We start from the raw sequence: 21,332 nt of genomic DNA, 5'->3' as shown, positions 1-21,332 counted from the left end.
CCGACAGGTTTCTGCCCGTGCCGCCCCTCCGTCCGAGCATGTCAGGATGGACGGCCGACGAGATGTCGCGGCTGGACGGGAAGACGGTGGTCGTCACCGGGGCGAACAGCGGGCTCGGCTTCGAGGGGACCCGGGAGTTCGCCGCGAAGGGCGCGACGGTCGTGATGGCGTGCCGGAGCGTCGAGCGCGCCGAGGCGGCGGCCGACGAGATCCGCGCCGACGCGGGCGGCGCGGTCGACGACGAGCTCGACGTCCGGGAGTGCGACCTCGCGTCGCTCGACTCGGTGGCGTCGTTCGCCGACGGCCTCGCCGCCGACTACGACGCGGTCGACGTCCTGTGTAACAACGCCGGCGTGATGGCGATCCCGCGCAGCGAGACGGAGGACGGCTTCGAGACGCAGTTCGGCGTCAACCACCTCGGCCACTTCGCGCTCACCGGGCGGCTGTTCGACCTCCTCGACGCCGCCGAGGGGATCGGCGGCGACGCGCGCGTCGTCACCCAGTCGTCCGGGGCCCACGAGCAGGGCGAGATGGACTTCGCCGACCTCAACTGGGAGCAGTCCTACGGCAAGTGGAAGGCGTACGGGCGCAGCAAGCTCTCCAACCTGCTGTTCGCCTACGAGCTCCAGCGCCGCCTCGACGCGGCCGGCGACGGGGACGGTAACCCGGGGATCCGCAGCGTCGCCTGCCACCCCGGCTACACCGACACGAACCTCCAGATGCGGACCGCGGCCGAGAGCGGCAACCCCCTGATGAAGGTGGGGATGAAGGCCGCCAACGCCGTCCTCGGTCAGGAGCCGGAGATCGGCGTCGAGCCGATGCTGTACGCGGCCACCGTCGACGTCGACGGCGGCGCGTACGTCGAGCCGGGCGGCCTGATGAACATGCGCGGCCACCCGACCGTCGGGCGGTCGAACGACGCCTCCTACGACCGCGAGGACGCTCGGAAGCTCTGGGAGTACTCGACGGAGGCGACGGGCGTCGAGTACCCCCTGTAAGGCGAACTCGCCCCGACCCGCGGCGTCAGTGGAGGGTTCCCTCCCGGACGTGCGCGTCGTGGGCGAACAGCGCGTACCCCACGTCGACCGGTCGGTAGTCGGTCTGGTCGGCGACGGTGCGGATCGGCTCGATCATCGTCACGTAGTCGGCGGCGTCGAACGACTCCTTGCGCCCCTCGAGGTAGCCCAGCCGCTCCAACGACGCCCAGACCCGCGTGTCGACGACGGCGTGCCGGTCGCCGTCGAGGGCGGCTAACACGCACGACGCGGTCGCCGCTTTGAACCCGGCGAGCCCGGTGAGGAGGTGGATCGGCGAGAAGTCGCCGTCGACCGCGCGGGCGTTGCGCGTCACCTCTCGGCAGCGCGCCTCGGGGTTCTTCTCGACGTGGTACGCGCTCCGGGTGGACGACTCGTAGGCGATCTCGTACAGCTGCTCGCGCGTCAGGTGCCCCTGCGACCGGTACCGCTCGCCGAACTCGTCGAGCCGGGCGGGGAGGACGCCCTGCGTGTCGGCGTAGCGGTCGAGATTCTCGGCGACGAACGCGTCGAGGTCGTCGGGGCGGCTTCGAGAGTCGTCGGCCTCCATGCGGGGGGCTCGTCGCTCGGCGAGTAAAACGGCGACGCCGTCGGCGGGAGCAAGGACCGAGGAGGCCGTCGGGCGGGGATCGAGACGAAGTCGTCGCTCGCGGGTATAATATACGCGGAACGCGTTTCGAGAGCTGTCCGAGTTCGCCGGTAGCGGATGCCGCCGGACGAGTTACAGCCGAGTGAGGTTCGTCGCGCGCGGACCCTTGTCCGCCTCCTCGATCTCGAACTCTACCTCCTGTCCCTCTTCGAGGTCCGGGCCGCCGACGTCTTCCATGTGGAAGAACACGTCCTCGTCAGCGTCGTCAGTCTCGATGAATCCGTAGCCGCCGGTGTCGTTGAAGAAGTCGACCTTGCCTGTCGCCATCGCATCTAGTGCGTCTCCCGACGTGGATATAAGTGTTGTGTGCCGCATTCGCGGCGGTGTGACCGTCCTGAATTAGCTCTCCTCGGCGGATAGGTTTCGATCCCAAAATTTGGTGGCGCTCTGGCTTTGGTTTCGAATGGGAAAACGCACTAAGGGAGTATCCCGTAGTACAAGATAAGATGAGTACCAGATCCACTCGCCTCGACATCACGGGGATGAGCTGCGCCAACTGCTCGGCGAGCGTCGGGGACGCCGTGGCGTCGCTCGACGGCGTCGCGCAGGCGGACGCGAACTACGCCACCGACGAGGCGACCGTCGAGTACGACCCGGCGGCGACCTCGCTCGCCGAGATCTACGACGCGATCGAGGGCGCCGGCTACGGGGCGGTCTCGGAGACGGCGACCGTCGCGATCACTGACATGTCCTGCGCGAACTGCGCGGACGCCAACCGCGACGCGCTCGAGTCCGTGCCCGGCGTCGTCGAGGCCGACGTGAACTACGCGACCGACGAGGCGCAGGTGCGGTACAACCCCGCGGAGACCTCGCGGTCGGCGCTGTACGACGCCGTCGAGGACGCCGGCTACTCGCCGGTCCGTGAGAGCGAGGGCGGCGACGCTGGCGACGCGGACAGGGAAGGCGGAGACGCCGGGGAGAGCGCGCGCGACGCGGCCCGGAACGCGGAGATCCGCAAACAGCTCCGCCTGACCCTGTTCGGCGCGGCGCTGTCCGCCCCGCTCCTCTTCATGCTCGTCGACAACTTCCTGCTCGGGGGCGCGGTCGTGCCAGACCGGCTCTTCGGCGTCGGGATCCACTGGGTCGCGTTCGCGTTCGCGACGCCGGTCCAAGTCGTGCTCGGCCGGCCGTTCTACATGAACTCCTACAATGCCCTCGCCACGAACGGGCGGGCCAACATGGACGTGCTGATCGCCCTCGGCTCGACGACCGCGTACGTCTACTCCGTCGCCGTCCTCCTCGATCTGGTCGCCGGGAGCGTCTACTTCGACACGGCCGCGCTCATCCTCGTCTTCATCACACTCGGGAACTACCTCGAGGCACGCTCCAAGGGGCAGGCCGGTGACGCGCTCCGGAAGCTGCTGGAGATGGAGGCCGACACCGCCACTCTCATCGACGACGACGGGACCGAACGCGAGGTCCCGGTCGAGGACGTCTCGGTCGGCGGCCGGATGAAGGTCCGCCCGGGCGAGCAGGTCCCGACCGACGGCGTCGTCGTCGAGGGGCAGTCCGCGGTCGACGAGTCGATGGTGACCGGCGAGTCGGTCCCGGTCGAGAAGGGGGAGGGCGACGAGGTCGTCGGCTCCACGATTAACGAGAACGGGCTCCTCGTCGTCGAGGCGACGAAGGTCGGCGCGGACACCGCGCTCCAGCAGATCGTCCAGACGGTGAAGGAGGCGCAGTCCCGCCAGCCCGACATCCAGAACCTCGCGGACCGCATCTCCGCGTACTTCGTGCCCGCGGTGATCGCGAACGCCCTGCTGTGGGGCGTCGTCTGGTTCCTCTTCCCCGAGACGCTCGCGGCGTTCGCCGACCGACTTCCGCTCTGGGGGCAGGTCGCGGGCGGGCCGGCGACGGTCGGCGGCACCGTCTCCGTGTTCGAGTTCGCGGTCGTCGTCTTCGCGTCCGCGGTCCTGATCGCCTGTCCGTGCGCGCTCGGGCTCGCGACCCCGGCCGCGACGATGGTCGGGACCACCATCGGCGCGCAGAACGGCGTCCTGTTCAAGGGCGGCGACGTCCTCGAGCGCGCGAAGGACGTCGACACGGTCGTCTTCGACAAGACGGGGACGCTCACGCGGGGCGAGATGGAACTCACCGACGTGGTCGCGGTCGGCGAGGTGCCCGACGGCGGCGCCGTCACCGAGCGCGACGACGGGGCGGCGACGGACGACTCGGCGACGGCGGACGACTCGGCGACGACGGCCGAAGACGAGATCCTCCGCCTCGCTGCGAGCGCGGAGCGCGGCAGCGAACACCCCCTCGCCCGGGCGATCGTCGACGGGGCCGAGGCGCGCGGGCTCGACCTCGACGACCCCGAGTCGTTCGAGAACGTCCCCGGCCACGGGGTCCGCGCCACCGTGGCGGGCGACGAGGTGCTCGTCGGGAACCGGAAGCTGCTGCGCGACGCCGGCGTCGACCCCGCACCCGCCGCGGAGACGATGGAGCGGCTCGAACGCGAGGGGAAGACGGCGATGCTCGTCGCCCGGATCCCCGCCGGTGCGGACGACGGGGAGCTCCTCGGCGTCGTCGCGGACGCGGACACGGTGAAGCCGAGCGCGAAGGACGCGGTGGGGCAGCTCCGTGACCGCGGCGTCGACGTGATGATGATCACGGGCGACAACGAACGCACGGCCCGCGCGGTGGCCGAGCAAGTGGGGATCGACCCCGAGAACGTCCGGGCCGGCGTTCTCCCCGAGGACAAGTCCGATGCGGTCGAGGCGATTCAGAGCGACGGTCGAAAGGCGATGATGGTCGGCGACGGCGTCAACGACGCGCCGGCGCTGGCGGTCGCGCACGTCGGGACCGCTATCGGCTCCGGGACCGACGTCGCCATCGAGGCCGCCGACGTGACGCTGATGCGCGACGACCCGCTCGACGTCGCGAAGGCGATCCGCGTCTCCGACGCGACGCTCCAGAAGATCAAACAGAACCTCGTGTGGGCGCTCGGCTACAACACGGCGATGATCCCGCTCGCGTCGCTCGGGCTCCTCCAGCCGGCCCTCGCGGCCGGGGCGATGGCGATCTCGTCCGTCTCGGTGCTGACGAACAGCCTGCTCTTCCGGCGGTACGACCCCGACCGCGACTACGCGCTCTTGGGGTTCCTGCGGCGCTGAGGGCTGTCCCCTCCCGCCGGTCCGTTTCCCTACTCCAGTCCGCGGTCCCGAAACCACAAGACGGGGCGGCGCGTACGCCGCCACATGTCGACCCTCCTCGTCGTCGGCGGCAGCGGCTTCATCGGGCGCGGCGTCTGCCGGTTCGCGGTCCGCGACGACCACGAGGTGCGCAGCCTCTCGCGGAGCGGCCGCCCGGACCTCGACGAGCCGTGGGTGGACGACGTCTCGTGGACGAGCGCCGACCTCTTCAGCCCCAACGCCTGGCGCGACCGCCTCGACGGCGTCGACGCAGTAGTTCACGCAGTGGGCGCGCTCACCGAGACGCCATCGGAAGGCGTCACCTTCGAGCGCGTCAACGGCGACGCGGCCGTCCTCACGGCGCTGGAGGCCGAGCGCGCCGGCGCGGACGCGTTCGTCTTCGTGTCGGCGGCGGTGAAGCCCCCGGGCGTCCGGAACGCCTACCTGACGGCCAAGCGGCGCGCCGAGGCGGCCATCGTCGACCTCGACCTCGACACCGTCAGCGTCCGGCCGGGGCCGGTGTACGGCGAGGGGCAGCCGCACATCCCCGACGTCGCCGACCGCGTCCTCCGGTTCGCCGCGAGCGCGCCGCCCATCGCGTCGCGGCTCGGCGAGTCGCGGCCGCTCTCCGTCGACACCGTCGCGCGGGCGATGTACCGCGCCGCGCTGGAACCGGAAGAGCGGCTGCTCGACGTCTCGGACATCCGCGACCTCGCGGGATGAGAAAGACGCAGACCGCCGACCCGACGACTCAGGCTCAGCGGTCGCTCTGCTCCTTGGCGATCTCCAATGAAATGAAGAAGCCGAAGTACGCCGGGATCCCCGCCACCATGAACATGTACAGTACCCACTGCGGCGCCGTCGGAAACGCGACGTTGTACAGCGCCGACGCGACACCCACCCAGACGACCGCGAACAGCAGGTCCTGAAGCATCCCGGTCCCGTTCTCGCTGAGCACGTGCCTGGCGCGGTCGGCGACGCTCGGGTCGGTCTGCTGGTCGTCCGGCGTCTCGACGGCGTCCGGGTCGGGCATGATGTGAGTGTGTATGAGCGGGGTACGTCGGTGTTGCGAAACCGGGCGGCGTCGGCCGCGCGGCGAGGCGAATCCGTCCGTCGACGGGCGAACCGACCCTCCGGGGTCAGTCCCCGTCGAGGTAATCGACGACGAGGACCGGGACGTGCGTGGAGCGGAGGGTCCGCTCGGTGACGCTCCCGAGCAGCGCGCGGCGGACGCCCGCGCGACCGTGGCTCCCCATCACGATCAGGCTGACGTCGTTGTCCTCGGCGTAGTCGGCGATCACCGCGTGCGGCCGCCCGCCGGCGACGTGTTCGACGACGTCGACGCCGCGCTCCTCGCCGCGGTCAGCGACCACGGCGGTCGCCGCCTCCGCCTGTTCTTTCAGTTCGCCCATCTCGTCGAACCGGCCCTGCTTGATGCGGTCGACCTGTTCGGTCCCGAGGCTGATGTTCACGGAGTCGATGTCGACCACGTACAGCGCGTGGACCTCGGCGTCGTACTTCTCCGCGAGGTCGAGCGCGTGGTCGACGGCGGCCTCCGCGACGTCGCTTCCGTCGGTGGGGACAAGAATTCGGTCGTACATCATCGCCCCTCCGTCGTTCCGTCGTCTGCGCGGTCGCCCTCGGCGGCCGCGTCGTCAGTCGCGCGACCACCATCCGCGGTCCCGTCGTCCGCTGCGCGACCGCCGTCGGCGGCCATCTCCTCGCCGCCGTCGGCGACGATGTCCTCCGCGGTCTGCTGTTGTCCCATCGGCTCGGGGCTGTGACACTGGCGGACCATCCGCTTGGTCTCCAGCGGGGGTTCCGGCGTCGCCATCGAGACGGCGATGGTCACGAGGAACACGAGCGGCGTCCCGACGAGGGCGGCGCCGATCGGCGGGACGTACTGGGCGTAGATCGGGATGATCGCCTGTCCGGATCCGCCGGCGACGTCGGCGAGGAAGCCCACGTACGCCGGCAGGACGCTGTTGATGATCGAGGTGATCCACAGTAGTAGCCCGACGGTCATCCCCGCGAGCGCCCCTTGGCGGTTGGTGTTCTCCCACCACAGTCCGAGGAAGAACATCGGGAACAGCACGGTGCCGGCGAGCGAGAACGCGTAGGCGACGAGTTCGCCGATGAGCGCCGGCGGGTTGAAGGCGGTGACGGTGACTAAGGCGCCGATGCCGACGATGGTCGCCCGCCCGATGAGCACCTGCTGGCGCTGGGTCGCGTCCGGATTGATGAGCTCCGAGTAGATGTCGTGCGCGACGGCCGAGGAGGCCGTGATGAACAGGCCGGCCGTCGTCGCGATGGCCGCGGCCATGCCGCCGGCGGCGACCAGCCCGACGAACCAGCGCGGCAGGTCCGCGAACTGGGCGGCCAGCACGACGATGACGTCGCCCTCCGCGCCGGACATCGCCTGTTGCCCGCTGTAGACGGCGTCCGGGGAGATGCCGTTGACCGCGGCGAACAGGTCGACGCCGAAGGCGGCCATCGCCGGCGCGGCCCAGTACAGGAGCATGATGAAGAACAGCCCCGAGACCGTCGACCAGCGGGCCGTCCGCTCGTTTTTGACCGTGTAGAACCGGACCAAGACGTGCGGGAGCCCGCAGGTCCCGAAGATGAGCGAGAACGCCGTCGCGACCCAGAGGTAGTAGCCGCTCCCGCCGATGAACGGTTCGGAGAACTGCCGGCTGAGTTCGCTGAACAGGGCGCCGTACTCGATCTGCGGGAGTATCGTCGAGTACCCCTGCGAGAAGCCGACGACGTAGACGCCCGCGAGGAAGGCGACGATGAGGATGACGTACTGGACGGCCATGTTCTTCGTCGCGCCCAGCATGCCCGAGAGCGCGAGGTAGCCGACGGTGATGGTCATCATCACAACGATCATCGGGACGATGTCGAGCCCGAAGACGTACTGGCCGACGAGCCCCATCCCGCGGGCCTGGCCCACCGAGTAGACGTACGCGATGAGCAGCGTGGTGAACGCGGCCAGCGCGCGCGCCATCGGCGAGTTGAACCGGTCCGCGACGAAGTCAGGAGCGGTGTACTTTCCGAACCGGCGCATCTGCGCCGCAAGGAAGATGAGCAGGACGAAGTAGCCGGTGGTCCAGCCGACGATGAACGCCAGCCCGTAGAAGCCGGACAGCGCGACCAGCCCCGCGAGCCCGAGATACGAGGCGGCCGACATCCAGTTGGCGCCGATCGCCATCCCGTTCTCGATGTTGCCGATACCCCGGCCGGCGACCCACATGCCCTCGGCGTCCGCCACCTTGAACACGAACCCGATGACGAGGAACGAGGCCATCATCAGGAAGACGATGATCGCCGGGAGGAGCTTGAACGAGATGTCGAGCGCCTCGGCTTGGAGCGGGGCCATCATTCCTGCTGCCCTCCGTCGTCAGCGCTTCCGGTGTCCGCTGGCTCGGCAGCGCCGTGCTCGATGCCGTACTTCTCGTCTAGCTTATCGCGCTGACGGGCGTAGAGGGCCGCCAAGACGAGCGCGCTCGTCGGCGCTCCGAAGCCGACGAGGAAGTAATGGAGGGGGAACCCGAGTACCGGAACCGTCGTCGTCGTCATCGGCTCCGGCGCGAGCATCGTCAGCGTCACCGGACCGAAGACGGCGAGCGCCCAGACGATGAACCCGGCCCAGACGATCCTGAGATGGTCCCGCATGTACGCGGTGCTCGGTTTCAGCAGGTTCACCTCCTGGCTGAGGTAGTCGGTGTCCCTGTGCGTCTGTGCGGCTCCGGCGGACGCGACGCCGCCGTCGGTGGCCGCGTCGTCAGTTGCGCGGCCACCATCGGTGACCGCGTCGTCGGTTGCGCGGCCCCCGTCGGTGACCACGTCGTCTCGTTCGCGCGAGGTATTCTCTGTCATGTTTTGTCGTATGTCAACCGTTTGTTTATCTGAGTTATTCGTGATAGTTGCCGTCGTGCGGAGTGTCGTGGTGGCGCGTGGAACGGCTCGAAAACGGCTCGCCGAGCGCTAGTCGGCGTCGGCCTTCCGCTGGATCTCCTCGACGATCTCGGGGTTCCGGAGCGTGCTCGTGTTCCCGAGCTCGTCGCCGTCCGCAATGTTCTCCAGCAGGCGGCGCATGATCTTCCCGGACCGCGTCTTCGGCAGGTCGGGCGTGAACACGACCTGCTCCGGCCGGGCGATCGGGCCGATCGCGTCCTCGACGCCCGCGACGATCGCGTCGCGGAGCTCGTCTGTCCCCTCGTAGTCGTCCTCCGTCGTCACGTAGGCGTACACCGCTTCGCCCTTGATGTCGTGGTCGCCCCCGACGACGGCGGCCTCCGCGACGCCCTCGACGCCGACGATCGCGGACTCGATCTCCATCGTCCCGAGCCGGTGCCCGGAGACGTTGAGCACGTCGTCCACGCGGCCGAGGACGGTGATGTAGCCGTCGTCGTCGATCTTCGCGCCGTCCTCCGGGAAGTACACCCAGTCGTCGGGGTCGTCGCTGTCGGTGTCGGAGTACTCCGCCCAGTACTCCTGGATGTAGCGCTCGTCGTTGTTATACAGCGTCCGGAGCATGCCGGGCCACGGCTTCTGGACCGTGAGGTAGCCGGCCTTCCCCGGTTCGACCTCCTCGCCCATCGTGTCGAGGATCTGGACGTCCAACCCCGGCAGCGGCGGCCCCGCCGCGCCGGGCTTCATGTCCTTGACGCCGGGGAGCGTGGTCACCATCATCCCACCGGTCTCGGTCTGCCACCACGTGTCGACGATGGGGCACTCCTCGTCGCCGATGTGCTTGTAGTACCACTTCCAGGCGCGCGGGTTGATCGGCTCGCCGACCGTCCCGAGCAGCCGCAGCGACGAGAGGTCGTGGCTGTCCGGGAACTCCGGCCCCCACTTCATGAACGCGCGGATCGCCGTCGGCGCGGTGTACAGCTGGGTCGCGTCGTACTCCTCGACGATCTCCCAGAGGCGGTCGCGCTCGGGGTGGTCCGGCGTCCCCTCGTACATCATCGTCGTCGTCCCGAGCGCGAGCGGGCCGTAGACGATGTACGAGTGCCCGGTGATCCAGCCGATGTCGGCCGAGCAGAAGTACGTGTCATCCGGCTCGATGTCGAGCACGGACTGCGAGGTCCACGACACCCACGAGAGGTACCCGCCGGTCGTGTGTTTCACCCCCTTCGGCTTGCCCGTCGTCCCCGAGGTGTACATCAGGAACAGCATGTCCTCGGCGTCGCGGGTGACCGGCTCGACCTCGGCGCCCTCGTGGGCGGCGACGACCTCGTCGTAGTCGACCTGGTCGTCGGCGAGGTCGTGCCCGAAGTCGTCGCCGTTCGGGCCGAGCCGGTCGACGACGACGGTCGTGGTGTCGTGGTCGACGCCCGCGAGCCCCTCGTTCGCCTTGTCGAGGTGGTCGAGCGGGTCGCCGCGGCGGTAGTAGCCGTCGCAGGTGACGAGGTACTCTGACTCCGCGGCGTTCATCCGCGTCGCGAGCGCGTCGGCCGAGAACCCGGCGAACACGACGCTGTGGGGCGCGCCGATGCGGGCGCACGCCAGCATCGCGATCGGCAGCTCCGGGATCATCGGCATGTACATCGTGACGACGTCGTCCTCCTCGACGCCCTGCTCCCGAAGGGCGGCGGCGAACTCGTTCACCTCGCGGTGGAGTTCCGCGTAGGTGTACGAGCGGTCGTCCTCGTCGACGGGCTCGCCGACCCACTCGATGGCGACCTCGTCGCCGCGGTCGTCGAGGTGCCGGTCGAGGCAGTTCGCCGACGCGTTCAGCTCGCCGCCCGTGAACCACTCGTAGAAGGGCGGGTTGCCGTCGTCGAGCACCTGGTCGTAGTCGGTTTCCCACTCCAGCAGGTCGGCGGCCGCCTCCCAACACTCCGGCCAGTTCTCCTCGAACTCCTTGTATATCTCCGGGTCGGAGACGTTCGCCTGCTCGACGAACGACTCCGACGGCTCGAATACTTCCTGTTCCGCGAGTCTCGCTTCCAGTTGGCCGTCCTCCTCTGTCATGATACGGTCGTATCCAGCCCATATCGGCATATAAACGCTGGCGCTAAATACGAAAAATCGTGATAGATACGCCCGCGTCGGCGCCGCTCTCACGGCAGAACCGGCTCCAAAGACCGTGGACGCGCGCGTTCACCGCTCTGACGGGGCCACCGGACCGTCGTCCTCGCGGAGCGACCGCTCCGCGTCGTCCTCGAAGACGCCGTCGAGGAGCGCGCGCTGGGCCTTCCGGAGGTGGTTGTGGAACGTCGGCGACGAGACGTCCATCGCGTCGGCGACCTCCTCGGCCGTGCTCCCGCGGGGCCAGTCGAAGTAGCCGCCGTGGTACGCCGCCGACAGCGCGGCCCACTGGCGGTCGGTGAACCGGTCGGCGACGCCCTCCCGCAGCGACGACTCCGTGCGGGGCGAGCGCGCCACCGACTCCTTGCTCGCGAGCCGCACGTCGGCGAACCGGTCGCGGAGGCCGTCGGCGACGGGCCGGACGTTCGTCCCCTCGGGGAAGTCCGCGACCACGCGGACCCGGCCGTCGGCGGCCGACGCGTCGCGCACGGTCGCGCCGTGGTCGATCAGCGCCCTGACGAGCGAGCCGTCGGCGAGGCGGACCGACGCCGAGCAGCCGTCCTCGCGGGTCTCTATCACGCGGAAGTCGGACGCCCCCGTCGCCGACGTGACGACCGACGCGAAGTCCTGCGGGCGAGCGCCCTCGACGGAGAGGTACGCGCGGGAGACGTCGTCGTCGACGTCGACGGTCGACGCCAGCTCGATCCGGCAGTCCAGTCGGTCGCTCGCGCGGGCGAGGAACGCCCCGTCGTCGCTCGTCCGGAACTCCACCTCGGTCACCGCGTCGGAGTGGAGCAGCTCCCGCCACCGGTCCGCGGTGATCGCCCGCCCGAGACACCGCCCGAGCGCCGCGAGCGCCCGTCGCTCCGCCTGTTCTATCGGGTCGCCGTCGGCCGCGACGACGCAGAGCGAGCCGTGGACAACGCCCTCGTAGGCCGCCGGCACCGCGACCGCGGGCCGGCCATCGGTCTCCCGCCGGCCGTCGGTCGTGGCGGGTGCCCCGTCGGCCATCGCGTCCAGCCACGGCCCGCCCGCGGCCACCCCGCGGTCCGCGAGCGCCTCGGGATCGACGCCCGCCGCCGCGGTCACGTCTGCCCGGTCGCCGCCGACCGCCCGCCGGACGACCCAGGCCTCAACCCACCGGTCGGCCTCGATCAGCCCCGCGGCGACGGCCGCCGGGGGGTCCGCGCCTCCGGGATCGCCCAGCGCCTCGAACCCCGCCAGAACCGTCGTCCCGGCCCGCTCCGCCGACGGGTCACCTGCGGTCTCCTCTCCCGCCATCGCGGCCGCGAGCGCCTCCCCGTCGAGCGGGTCGAGGTACGGGTCCAGCGTGCCGAGCGACTCCCAGCCGCCGGCGTCGCGGACCGCCCGCGGGTCGACGCCGCGGTCGACGAGCTGCCGCCTGGCGAACGTCTTCCGGAGGGCGCTCGGGGTGACCCGCCCGTCGGGGGCGGCCTCGGTGAGACTCGCCGCCCGCGCCGCCGTCTCGCTCACGATCATCTGGACGCGGCGGGGGGAGACGTCGACGTACGGCTCGTCGTCGTCGAGTCCCTCGCTCGTCGCGTACCGGTCGAGGTCGGCCGCCAGCGATCCCGGTACCACCGTCTCCCGGTCGATCGGTTCGTCGCCGGGACCCGCCGGTCCTTCGGCTCCGTCGACCGCCGGCACCGCGAGGAGGCGCGGCCCGGCGACGGATTCGGATTCCCGCAGGTGTCGCGGGGCGACCAGGGTTATCTCCTCGGTGCGGAGCCCGGCCTCGCCGGCCAACCTGACGACGAGCGCCGCGCGATACGTCTCCGCGGCGGTGACGAGCGCGTCGTAGGCGTCCGCGTCGAGACCGTCGACCATCTGTTTCGGAATTCAACGGTTAGCCGAAATATAATTGTTGCGGAGATCAATTTATTCATTCCTGAATTGAATTTTCGTCGGGAGAACTCTCTTCACTGCGGTCGAGTCGCGGCAGATACGTTTCGTATTTGACCTTGATTGCGAAACATTGCTGGCGGCCATCGCGACCGTCGGTTCCCGCCGGTGCTCGGAGACGACACGAGCCCGCAAAGGGGGGACGTCCGCGCGGCCTGAGAACGCTTACAGCTGGGCACCGCTGTCCTTCACCGTCGACTCGATCTCGCCCACCACCTCGGGGTTCCGGAGCGCGCTCACGTCGCCAAACTCCTCGCCGCGGGCGATGTCCTCCAGGAGCCGGCGCATGATCTTCCCCGAGCGCGTCTTCGGGAGCTCCGGGGTGAACACGATCCGGTCGGGGCGGGCCACGTCGCCGACGGCGTCGGTCAGCCGGTCTGCGATGGCATCGCGGAGCCCCTCACCCGGTTCGACGCCGCTCTTCGTCGTCACGTACGCGACGATCCGCCCGTCGTCGTCCCCGACGACCGCGGCCTCGGTCACGCCGTCGGCGTCGACGATGGCCGCCTCCAGCTCTCCCGTGTTGAACCGCTGCGCCCGGACGTTGATCACGTCGTCGACGCGGCCGAGGATCGTGACGTAGCCGTCCTCGTCGACGGTCGCGCCGTCGCCGGTCCGGTAGCGCCAGCCGTCCTCTCCCCTGAGCCAGTACTCGCGGAGGTAGCGCTCGTCGCCCTCCCGGAGCCCGCGCAACATCCCGGGCCACGGCGACGCGAGCGTGAGGTACCCGGACTCGCCGGGGGCGACCGGCTCGCCCTCGTCGTCAACGACGCGGGCGTCGATCCCCGGCAGTGGCGGGCCGACCTTCCCCGGCTTCATCGGCGTGACCCCTGGAAGCGTGGCGAGCGCGATGGCGCCGGTCTCGGTCTGCCACCACGTGTCGACGACGGGCGCGTCGCCGCCGCCGACGTGCTCGCGGTACCAGCGCCACGCCTTCGGCGTGATCGACTCGCCGACCGTGCCGAGCAGGCGGATCGACGAGAGGTCGTGCGACTCGGGGTACTCCGCGCCCCACTTCATGAACGACCGGATTGCCGTCGGCGAGGTGTAGAAGACGCTCACTGCGTTGCGCTCGATCAGGTCCCAGACGCGGTCGCGGTCGGGGTAGTCGGGCGACCCCTCGTACAGCACCGTCGTCGTCCCGGTCGCGAGCGGGCCGTAGACGCCGTAGGAGTGGCCGGTGATCCAGCCGATGTCGGCGGCGCACCAGTAGGTGTCGTCGGGGCGCACGTCCAAGACCTTCCGCGTCGTCCACGCGACGTGCGCGAGGTACCCGCCCGTCGCGTGCTCGACCCCTTTCGGCCGCCCGGTCGTGCCCGAGGTGTACATCACGAAGAGGAGGTCCGTCGCGTCGCGGGCGACCGGCTCGACCGTCTCCCCGTCGTGCGCGTCGACGAGCGCGTCGTACTCGTGTTCGTCGTCGCCGAGCGAGACGGCCAGCTCGTCGCCGAGCCGGTCGACGACGACCGCGGCCGACAGCTCGCTCTCGGCGCGGATCCGGGCGTTGTCGGCCTTCGACTTCTGATTGAACGCGTCCTCGCGGCGGTAGTAGCCGTCGCAGGTGATCAGGTACTCGGAGTCGGCCGCGTCGATCCGGGTCGCGAGCGCCTCCGCGGACAGCCCCGCGAAGACGACGTTGTGCGGCGCGCCGATGCGGGCGCACGCCAGCATCGCGATCGGCAGCTCCGGGACCATCGGCAAGTAGAGCGTGACCACGTCGTCCTCCTCGACGCCGAGGTCGCGCAGTCCGGCCGCGAGCGCGTTCACCTCGCGGTGGAGGTCGAGGTAGGTGTACGACCGGCGCTCGCCCCGCTTGCCGAACCACCGGATCGCGAGCTGGTTCCGACGGTCGTCGAGATGACGGTCGACGCAGTTCGCCGACGCGTTCAGCCGCCCGTCCGGGAACCACTCGTAGAAGGGGGGGTGAGAGTCGTCGAGGACGGTCTCGTACTCGCGGTCCCACGTCAGGAGGTCGGCCGCCGCCCGCCACGCTTCCGGACCCTCGCGGTCGAACCGCTCGTACACCGCGGGGTCGCTCGCGGCGGCGCGCTCCCGAAAGTCGGCCGGCGGCGGCACGGCGTCCTCGTCGCCGTCGACGGACCGACCGCCGTTCCCGGAGTCGTCCATGGCACCTAATGGCCGACGCAGAACCGTATACTTTGTCCGGCCACCCGCGGACCGAGCGCCCTCCATCGAGGGACGCCGATTCCCTTCCCGGACCGGCGGTCAGACCGACTCCTCCGGCGGCGACGTCGAGATGTCGGCCGCCTTCGCCCGGGCGCGGGCGACGATGGACGGTTTGGCCTCGAAGTCGACCGTCACCTGGTCGCCGGCGTACGTCTCCTCGGCGACGTACCCGTGGTCGTGGACCCACGAGACGAGGCTCATCGACTCGTCGGAGACGGGGAGGACGAGGCGCTCGCGCTCCCAGTCGGGGAGCTCCGCTTCGACCCGGTCGCGGAGTTCGGCCACGCCGGCGCCCGTCTTCGCCGAGACGGCGATCGGATCGGGCGCGACGCCGGAGAGCGCGGCGCGCTTATCCGCGAGCGCGCCCGGTTCGAGCCGGTCGATCTTGTTGAACACGGTGACGACCGGCGCCTCGTTGCGCTTGTAGAGGGTGTCGTGGCTCGTGACGAGCTTCTCGCGCATCGCCTCGACCGACTCGCTGGCGTCGACGACGAGGAGGACGAGGTCCGCGCGGTACACCGAGTCGAGCGTCGACTCGAACGACTCCACGAGCCAGTGGGGGAGGTCCGCGATGAACCCGACGGTGTCGGTCAGGAGGACGTCGCGCTTCTCCATCTCCGCGCGGCGCGTGGTAGTCCCGAGCGTCGTGAACAGCATGTCCTGTGACTCCGCGGTGGTGTCGAGGTCGCGGTGGCGCTCGGCGTTCTCGTCGACCGCCAGCTCGTCCGCGAGCCGGCGCATCAGCGTCGACTTCCCGGCGTTGGTGTAGCCTGCGAGCGCGACCAGGTCGAAGCCGGAGTCGCGGCGCTGCTCGCGGCGCGCCTCCTCCTTCTCCGCGATCGACGCCAGCTCGTCGCGGATCTCGGAGATCTGCCGTTTGATGTCGCGCTCGATGCTCTCGTCGTACTCGCCGAGCCCCATGAACCCGGGGCGCTCGTCGCGCTTCGCGAGGCTTGCCTTCGCCTCCGCCCGGGGGAGCTCGTAGCGCAGCTCCGCGAGCTCGACCTGGAGCTGCGCCTTCCGCGTATTGGCGCGCTGGCCGAAGATCTCGAGGATGAGCGTGAACCGGTCGACCACCTCGACGCCTTCCGGAAGCTTCCCGCCGATGTTGAACGTCTGGTACGGCCCCACGTCGTTGTCGATGATCACCGCCTCGGCGTCGGCGCGCCGGACGAGGTCGCGCAGCTCCGCGACCTTCCCCTCGCCGAACATGAACGCGGCGTCCTCGGTGCGGGTCTGGGTGAGCTCGCCGACGACCTCGTAGCCCGCCGCGGCCGCTAACTGGCCGATCTCGGACAGGTCGGCCTCGCCGGAGTCGACGCGCTTGGCGACGACCGCGCGGCGTCCCTCGCCGGTCGGGTCGGAATCGACGCGGACCTCGGCGCTGTCACTCATCGGAGGAGGTCCCGAGCGGCGTACGCGGCGTGGTGTGCTGCCTGCACTGTCTCGCGCTCGCCTATGCTCTCGACGTATTTAAACTCGGGCTGGAAGCTCAGTCCGACGCGGCTCGCCGGCTCCTCGTAGAACTCGCCGCCCTCCGCGACGATCGGTCCGTCGGGCGGCGTCGGGAGGTCGCCCACGGCGTCCGCCGCGAGCGCGACGGTCGCCTCCAGCGTCGGCCCCTCGCGCGCGGCGGCGAATCCCATGCCCTCCACCGATCGAATCCGGGCGGAGTCGATTCGCGCGTGGACCGCGGCCGCGACCATCAGGTACTCGCCGTCCTCCTCGTGACGGCCGCTGATGTCCGCGCCGACGACCTCAGGGGCGGGAGCTGTCCACCACCGTTCGACCGGATCGCTCCTCTCTTTCGACAGCTCGCCTGTCCATACCGCGCCGTAAGCGTCCCGTCGAATTGAACGTTTTCGTGGGTCGCCGCGGAGAGCGGCCCGGCGGCCCGACCGGCACGGTCAGTTCCGGAGGTCGTCGACGACGGCCGCGACGCGGTCGACCGCCTCGTCGACGTCGCTCTCGTCGAGGTCGAGGTGCGTGGTGAACCGCGTCGCGTAGTCGTCGAACTCGACACAGCCGACGCCGGCCTCCTTACAGGCCGCGTAGAGCGACTCGGCCGGGATGCCGGCCGCCTCGGTGTCCGCCACGACGATGTTCGTGTCCGGCGCGGGGACGTCGACGCCCTCGAGCGCGTCGAGGCCGGCCGCGAGCCGCTCCGCGTTGGCGTGGTCCTCCGCGAGGCGGTCGACGTTCTCCAGCGCGCGGAGCGCCGGGGCCGCGATCATGCCGGCCTGTCGCATCCCGCCGCCGAACAGCTTGCGGACCCGGCGGGCGTCCTCGATAAACGCCTCGTCGCCGGCGAGGATGGAGCCGACTGGCGCGCCGAGCCCCTTCGAGAGGCAGAAGGTGACGCTGTCGGCCGGGTCGACGATCTCGCTCGCGTCGACGCCGAGCGCAACCGCGGCGTTGAACACGCGCGCCCCGTCGAGGTGGACCGGCACATCGGCGTCGCGGGCGACCTCGGCCGCGGCCGCGATCCGATCGACCGGGACCGCGATCCCGCCGCGGTAGTTGTGGGTGTTCTCCACGGCGAGGAGGCCGGTCCCGGGGCGGTGGAGATCCTCGTCGACGAGCCCCTCATGGACCGCCTCGGGGGTCGGGACGCAGCGCTCGCCGGCGTCTATCGTCCGGGTCTGAACGCCCGAGAGCTTCGCCGCGCCTGCGAGCTCCCAGCGGTAGATGTGCGACTCGCGTTCTAAGAGGAGTTCCTGGCCCGGCTCCGTGTGGGCGTGGACCGCGATCTGGTTCGCCATCGTCCCCGAGGGGACGTACAGCGCGGCCTCGGTGCCCACCGCCTCGGCGGCCCGTCGCTCCAGCTCGTTGACCGTCGGGTCGTCGCGGTACACGTCGTCGCCGACCTCCGCCGTCGCGGCCGCGTCGCGCATCTCGTCCGAGGGCGTCGTGACCGTGTCGGACCGCAGGTCGATGAAGTCGTCGTGGGACATCCGTTGTAGGCCCTTCCGCGGCGGCGGGCATATATCCCGCGCTCGGCGAACAGCCGCCGCAGCGAGCGCTGGCGGGGGATCAAGGTTCGACGCTCGGTTCCGCGTCCGGTCCCTTCTTAACGACCGGGATCGATCCGTGACGTATGGCAACGGAAGCCGCGCCAGACGAGTCAGCGAGCGCACCGGACGCTTACGAGGCCCTGCTCGACCGCGTCCAGCGGTGGAACGCGGTCGGCAGCGCCTCCGGGGTCCTCGGGTGGGACCAGCAGGTGATGATGCCCGAGGGCGGCACCCCCGCCCGGTCGAAGCAGCTCTCGGCGCTCTCCTCGGTCCACCACGACATGGTCACCGCCGACGAGACGGGCGAGCTGCTCGACGAGCTCGACGACGCCGACCTCACGGACGAGCAGGCCGCGGTCGTCCGCGAGGTCCGCCGCGAGTACGAGCGCGCCGACGCCGTCCCGGTCGAGCTCGTCGAGGAGATCTCCGAGACCGGCTCCGAGGCGCTCCAGGCGTGGGAGGAGGCGAAGGCGGAGGACGACTTCGATGAGTTCGCCCCCTACCTCGAGAAGCACGTCGAACTGAAGCGGGAGTACGCCGAGCACATCGACCCCGACCGCGACCCCTACGAGGTCCTCTTCGAGGAGTTCGAGCCGTGCCTCTCGATGGAGCGCGCCGAGTCGATCCTCACCGAGCTCCGGGAGGCCCTCGTTCCGATGATCGAGGACATCCGCGAGTCGGACGTCGAGCTCGCGGTCGACACCTTCGAGGGCACCTTCCCCGAGGACGACCAGGAGGCGCTGTCGCGCGACGCGCTCGAACTTGTCGGCTACGACTTCGACCGCGGTCGCCTCGACGTCTCCTCGCACCCGTTCACCTCCGGCAACCAGTTCGACTGCCGGGTGACGACCCGGTTCGACGAGACCGACCCGCTCGGCGCGGTCGGCTCGACGATCCACGAGTTCGGCCACGCGCAGTACAACCTCGGGCTCCCGCGGGAGCACTTCGGCACGCCGCTTGGCACGTCGCGCGACCTCTCCGTCCACGAGTCGCAATCGCGGCTCTGGGAGAACCACGTCGGGCGCAGCGAGGCGTTCTGGCAGGAGTTCCTCCCCGTCTTCCAAGAGCACTTCCCGCAGACCGAGGAGGCGACGGTCCGCGACGCCTACGAGGCGTTCAATCAAGTGTACGAGGACAACCTCATCCGCGTCGAGGCCGACGAGCTCACCTACCACCTCCACATCGTCATCCGGTTCGAGATCGAGCGCGACCTAGTCCGCGGCGACCTCGACGTCGAGGACGTGCCCGAGGTCTGGAACGACAAGTACGAGGAGTACCTCGGCATCCGCCCCGACACCGACAGCGAGGGCTGTCTCCAAGACATCCACTGGAGCCACGGGAACTTCGGCTACTTCCCGACCTACTCGCTCGGCTCCGTCATGGCCGCGCAGCTGTTCGAGGCCGCCGAGGCCGAGATCGACGACCTCGACGCGAAGATCGCCGAGGGCGAGTTCGACGACCTCCGCGACTGGCTCGGCGAGAACGTCCACCGGCACGGCGCCCGCTACGAGACGAACGAGCTGGTCAAGCGCGCGACCGGCGAGGACTTCTCCGCGGACGCGTTCCTCGACTACGTCGACGAGAAGTACGGCGAGCTGTACGGGATCTGAGGCGGTCCGGGTCCTTCGATCCGGCCTGGGTGTCCAAATCGCGTTCCGGTCCGCCGCGCGTCCGATCGGACCCCTTTTCGCGCCACGCGCCGCAGTGTCCGGCATGACAGACGACGACCCCGACCCGTGGACGCGGACCCTCCGGGAGATGAAGGCGCTGTCCGCGGAGCTCTCGGAGGACGGATGGGACACGCTCGCGTCGCCCGCGGGCGACACCGCGGCGATCCCGCCAGACGACGACCGGAGGCTGGACCCCGGTTTCGCACACGTCGTCCCCGACGACGACGCGGACACGTTCGTCGAGTGGTTCGATCCGGACGGGTTCGAGCGAACGCGGGTGTTCCGCGCCGCGACGCCCGATCGGCTGTTCCTGTTGACCGTGATGATGGACGAACCGAGTGCGCGGGCGATCCTCATCGCCGGCGCGATCGACAGGTCGTCTCTCCCCCCGGTCCGAGCCACCGCCGAGGAGACGGGAGTCACGCGCTCACACGTGCTCCGCGTCGACGGGACGCACCTCGGCTCGTTCCGGCACGCGGACCCGGACCCGTTCTTCCCGGAGTGACGGGGCGACCGCGACCCGTGCCCTGAAGCCACTTCGCGCCGGCGGTCTCGGTTGCGGACTCCGAAGCCGATTTACGTGTCTACGCGGACTGATAGCTGTATCAACAGTGCCCGCGCACGCAGCGAACTCGACTGATCGGACGGCAGCCTCGACCGCTGTATGAGCCGGGTACAGTACTTTCTCAAGCGGGTCGCGCTGTCCGTGCCGGTGCTCGTCCTTGGCGCGACGCTCACGTTCGTGATCTTCCGGTTCGGACCGATCGACCCGGCGGCCGCCATCGTCGGCGAAGCGGCGACCGAGGAGGGGGTCGCCGAGTACGAGCGGATCCGCGTGGAGTTGGGGCTCGAACAGCCGCCGCTCCAACACTACTGGAGCTACATGACCGATCTGCTGACGTTGGACTTGGGACAGTCGTGGGTGTTGGCCCCGCAGACGGACGTGGTCTCGCTACTCGTCGTGTACGCGCCGCGGACGCTGTGGCTGGCGTTCTGGGCGGTCCTCATCCCCATATTCGTCGGGATCCCGATGGGAGTGTACGCGGGGATCAACTCCGACACGCCCCTCGACTACCTGCTCTCGCTGTTCGGGATCGTCTGGCGGGGGATGCCCAACTTCTGGCTCGGGATCATCCTCCTCGCCGTGCTCTCCCAGTCGGACGCCCTGCTCGGATTCAGCTGGAACGACCTCTTCGTCGAGACGTCCGTGACCGGGACGCCCGACCTGTCGCGGCTGCTGTCGCCGACCGGCTTCGTCGCGGCGGTGAAACAGGTCCTCCCGGCCGCCGTGGTGCTGGGATCGGCTTCCATGGGGAGCGAGCTCCGGATCGCCCGGACGGCGGTGCTCGAAACGATCAACGACGGGTACGTCGAGGCCGCCGAGGCGAACGGCGTCCCGCGGCGTTCGGTCGTCTGGAAACACGTCCTCCGGAACGCGCTGATCCCGCTGGTCCCGACGATCACCAACGAGGCGTTCCTGCTGATCGGCGGTTCCGTCATCGTCGAGGTCGTGTTCGGGATCAACGGGCTCGGCTGGCTGTTCTTCCAGTCCGTCCTCAACGCCGACATGCCCCTAGTGACCGCACTCGTCTTCGTCTTCATCCTCGTCGTCGTGCTCATCAACCTGCTTCAGGACCTGCTGTACGTCCTGATCGACCCGCGCGTCGGGTACGGGGGGCGGTAGC

Annotated in this window: 18 protein-coding genes; 6 read left to right on the top strand and 12 right to left on the bottom strand. The window is 69.9% G+C overall.

Annotated elements, in window-relative coordinates:
* Positions 1-38: 38 nt before the first annotated feature.
* Positions 39-998, top strand: a complete 960-nt coding sequence (locus ABNG04_RS09880) for an oxidoreductase (protein ID WP_371162246.1) — start codon at positions 39-41, stop codon at positions 996-998.
* Between the two features lie 25 nt (positions 999-1,023).
* Here ABNG04_RS09880 and ABNG04_RS09875 read toward each other — a convergent pair whose 3' ends face one another.
* Positions 1,024-1,584, bottom strand: coding sequence for a hypothetical protein (locus tag ABNG04_RS09875; RefSeq protein WP_371162244.1), 561 nt, complete (start codon positions 1,582-1,584; stop codon positions 1,024-1,026).
* A 171-nt stretch (positions 1,585-1,755) separates the two neighbouring features.
* Positions 1,756-1,950 carry a cold-shock protein gene (locus ABNG04_RS09870; protein WP_004045866.1) on the bottom strand — a complete coding sequence of 65 codons (195 nt, stop codon included), beginning with the start codon at positions 1,948-1,950 and terminating at the stop codon, positions 1,756-1,758.
* A gap of 179 nt (positions 1,951-2,129) precedes the next feature.
* Here ABNG04_RS09870 and ABNG04_RS09865 point away from each other — a divergent pair, with 179 nt between their 5' ends.
* Both ABNG04_RS09865 and ABNG04_RS09860 read left to right on the top strand, forming a co-directional pair.
* Positions 2,130-4,796: a heavy metal translocating P-type ATPase gene (locus tag ABNG04_RS09865; protein ID WP_371162242.1), complete on the top strand. Its 2,667-nt coding sequence runs from the start codon at positions 2,130-2,132 to the stop codon at positions 4,794-4,796.
* A gap of 84 nt (positions 4,797-4,880) precedes the next feature.
* Complete coding sequence (locus ABNG04_RS09860) at positions 4,881-5,537, top strand: NAD-dependent epimerase/dehydratase family protein (protein ID WP_371162240.1); 657 nt, start codon at positions 4,881-4,883, stop codon at positions 5,535-5,537.
* 34 nt (positions 5,538-5,571) lie between these two features.
* On the opposite strand, the gene ABNG04_RS09855 is transcribed toward ABNG04_RS09860, so the two are convergent.
* From ABNG04_RS09855 to ABNG04_RS09810, 10 genes are all read right to left on the bottom strand, one after another.
* Positions 5,572-5,847 carry a DUF8119 family protein gene (locus ABNG04_RS09855; RefSeq protein WP_371162239.1) on the bottom strand — a complete coding sequence of 92 codons (276 nt, stop codon included), beginning with the start codon at positions 5,845-5,847 and terminating at the stop codon, positions 5,572-5,574.
* A gap of 106 nt (positions 5,848-5,953) precedes the next feature.
* Positions 5,954-6,415 carry a universal stress protein gene (locus ABNG04_RS09850; protein ID WP_371162237.1) on the bottom strand — a complete coding sequence of 154 codons (462 nt, stop codon included), beginning with the start codon at positions 6,413-6,415 and terminating at the stop codon, positions 5,954-5,956.
* On the bottom strand, positions 6,415-8,196 hold the full coding sequence (locus tag ABNG04_RS09845; protein ID WP_371162235.1) for a sodium:solute symporter family transporter: 1,782 nt from the start codon (positions 8,194-8,196) through the stop codon (positions 6,415-6,417). The genes ABNG04_RS09850 and ABNG04_RS09845 overlap by 1 nt, the downstream gene beginning before the upstream one ends.
* Complete coding sequence (locus tag ABNG04_RS09840) at positions 8,193-8,693, bottom strand: DUF4212 domain-containing protein (protein ID WP_371162233.1); 501 nt, start codon at positions 8,691-8,693, stop codon at positions 8,193-8,195. The genes ABNG04_RS09845 and ABNG04_RS09840 overlap by 4 nt, the downstream gene beginning before the upstream one ends.
* Positions 8,694-8,801: 108 nt before the next feature.
* Positions 8,802-10,796: an acetate--CoA ligase gene (gene acs / locus ABNG04_RS09835; protein ID WP_371162231.1), complete on the bottom strand. Its 1,995-nt coding sequence runs from the start codon at positions 10,794-10,796 to the stop codon at positions 8,802-8,804.
* Positions 10,797-10,925: 129 nt separating this feature from the next.
* Positions 10,926-12,701 (bottom strand): bacterio-opsin activator domain-containing protein, encoded by a 1,776-nt coding sequence (locus ABNG04_RS09830; protein WP_371162229.1) that lies wholly within the window; start codon positions 12,699-12,701, stop codon positions 10,926-10,928.
* A 240-nt stretch (positions 12,702-12,941) separates the two neighbouring features.
* Positions 12,942-14,903 (bottom strand): acetate--CoA ligase, encoded by a 1,962-nt coding sequence (gene acs / locus ABNG04_RS09825; RefSeq protein ID WP_371162227.1) that lies wholly within the window; start codon positions 14,901-14,903, stop codon positions 12,942-12,944.
* A 99-nt stretch (positions 14,904-15,002) separates the two neighbouring features.
* Positions 15,003-16,358, bottom strand: coding sequence for a GTPase HflX (gene hflX / locus ABNG04_RS09820; RefSeq protein WP_371162225.1), 1,356 nt, complete (start codon positions 16,356-16,358; stop codon positions 15,003-15,005).
* Positions 16,355-16,705 (bottom strand): DUF2209 family protein, encoded by a 351-nt coding sequence (locus tag ABNG04_RS09815; protein ID WP_371162677.1) that lies wholly within the window; start codon positions 16,703-16,705, stop codon positions 16,355-16,357. The genes hflX and ABNG04_RS09815 overlap by 4 nt, the downstream gene beginning before the upstream one ends.
* Before the next feature lie 165 nt (positions 16,706-16,870).
* On the bottom strand, positions 16,871-17,917 hold the full coding sequence (locus tag ABNG04_RS09810; RefSeq protein WP_371162223.1) for a threonine aldolase family protein: 1,047 nt from the start codon (positions 17,915-17,917) through the stop codon (positions 16,871-16,873).
* A gap of 143 nt (positions 17,918-18,060) precedes the next feature.
* Between ABNG04_RS09810 and ABNG04_RS09805 the strand changes: the two genes are divergently transcribed.
* The 3 genes from ABNG04_RS09805 (at position 18,061) to ABNG04_RS09795 (ending at position 21,331) form a co-directional block, all read left to right on the top strand.
* On the top strand, positions 18,061-19,587 hold the full coding sequence (locus ABNG04_RS09805; protein WP_371162221.1) for a carboxypeptidase M32: 1,527 nt from the start codon (positions 18,061-18,063) through the stop codon (positions 19,585-19,587).
* Between the two features lie 103 nt (positions 19,588-19,690).
* Positions 19,691-20,152 (top strand): DUF7529 family protein, encoded by a 462-nt coding sequence (locus ABNG04_RS09800; RefSeq protein ID WP_371162219.1) that lies wholly within the window; start codon positions 19,691-19,693, stop codon positions 20,150-20,152.
* A gap of 159 nt (positions 20,153-20,311) precedes the next feature.
* Positions 20,312-21,331 (top strand): ABC transporter permease, encoded by a 1,020-nt coding sequence (locus tag ABNG04_RS09795; RefSeq protein WP_006113668.1) that lies wholly within the window; start codon positions 20,312-20,314, stop codon positions 21,329-21,331.
* The last annotated feature ends 1 nt before the right edge of the window (position 21,332 follow it).

This window comes from Halorubrum miltondacostae (genome assembly GCF_041379815.1).
Lineage (GTDB): Archaea > Halobacteriota > Halobacteria > Halobacteriales > Haloferacaceae > Halorubrum > Halorubrum miltondacostae.
Note: the sequence above shows the minus strand (reverse complement) of the source record. Positions and strands in the feature narration are given on the sequence as shown.

What these genes read in the sequence shown, in the direction of transcription:
- ABNG04_RS09880 (WP_371162246.1), top strand. Translation starts at nt 39, where the DNA reads ATGTCAGGATGGACGGCCGACGAGATGTCGCGGCTGGACGGGAAGACG.
- ABNG04_RS09795 (WP_006113668.1), top strand. Translation starts at nt 20,312, where the DNA reads ATGAGCCGGGTACAGTACTTTCTCAAGCGGGTCGCGCTGTCCGTGCCG.
- ABNG04_RS09830 (WP_371162229.1), bottom strand. Translation starts at nt 12,701, where the DNA reads ATGGTCGACGGTCTCGACGCGGACGCCTACGACGCGCTCGTCACCGCC.
- ABNG04_RS09860 (WP_371162240.1), top strand. Translation starts at nt 4,881, where the DNA reads ATGTCGACCCTCCTCGTCGTCGGCGGCAGCGGCTTCATCGGGCGCGGC.
- ABNG04_RS09845 (WP_371162235.1), bottom strand. Translation starts at nt 8,196, where the DNA reads ATGATGGCCCCGCTCCAAGCCGAGGCGCTCGACATCTCGTTCAAGCTC.
- ABNG04_RS09800 (WP_371162219.1), top strand. Translation starts at nt 19,691, where the DNA reads ATGACAGACGACGACCCCGACCCGTGGACGCGGACCCTCCGGGAGATG.
- ABNG04_RS09855 (WP_371162239.1), bottom strand. Translation starts at nt 5,847, where the DNA reads ATGCCCGACCCGGACGCCGTCGAGACGCCGGACGACCAGCAGACCGAC.
- hflX (WP_371162225.1), bottom strand. Translation starts at nt 16,358, where the DNA reads ATGAGTGACAGCGCCGAGGTCCGCGTCGATTCCGACCCGACCGGCGAG.
- acs (WP_371162227.1), bottom strand. Translation starts at nt 14,903, where the DNA reads ATGGACGACTCCGGGAACGGCGGTCGGTCCGTCGACGGCGACGAGGAC.
- ABNG04_RS09840 (WP_371162233.1), bottom strand. Translation starts at nt 8,693, where the DNA reads ATGACAGAGAATACCTCGCGCGAACGAGACGACGTGGTCACCGACGGG.
- ABNG04_RS09805 (WP_371162221.1), top strand. Translation starts at nt 18,061, where the DNA reads ATGGCAACGGAAGCCGCGCCAGACGAGTCAGCGAGCGCACCGGACGCT.
- ABNG04_RS09865 (WP_371162242.1), top strand. Translation starts at nt 2,130, where the DNA reads ATGAGTACCAGATCCACTCGCCTCGACATCACGGGGATGAGCTGCGCC.
- ABNG04_RS09875 (WP_371162244.1), bottom strand. Translation starts at nt 1,584, where the DNA reads ATGGAGGCCGACGACTCTCGAAGCCGCCCCGACGACCTCGACGCGTTC.
- ABNG04_RS09850 (WP_371162237.1), bottom strand. Translation starts at nt 6,415, where the DNA reads ATGTACGACCGAATTCTTGTCCCCACCGACGGAAGCGACGTCGCGGAG.
- acs (WP_371162231.1), bottom strand. Translation starts at nt 10,796, where the DNA reads ATGACAGAGGAGGACGGCCAACTGGAAGCGAGACTCGCGGAACAGGAA.
- ABNG04_RS09810 (WP_371162223.1), bottom strand. Translation starts at nt 17,917, where the DNA reads ATGTCCCACGACGACTTCATCGACCTGCGGTCCGACACGGTCACGACG.
- ABNG04_RS09870 (WP_004045866.1), bottom strand. Translation starts at nt 1,950, where the DNA reads ATGGCGACAGGCAAGGTCGACTTCTTCAACGACACCGGCGGCTACGGA.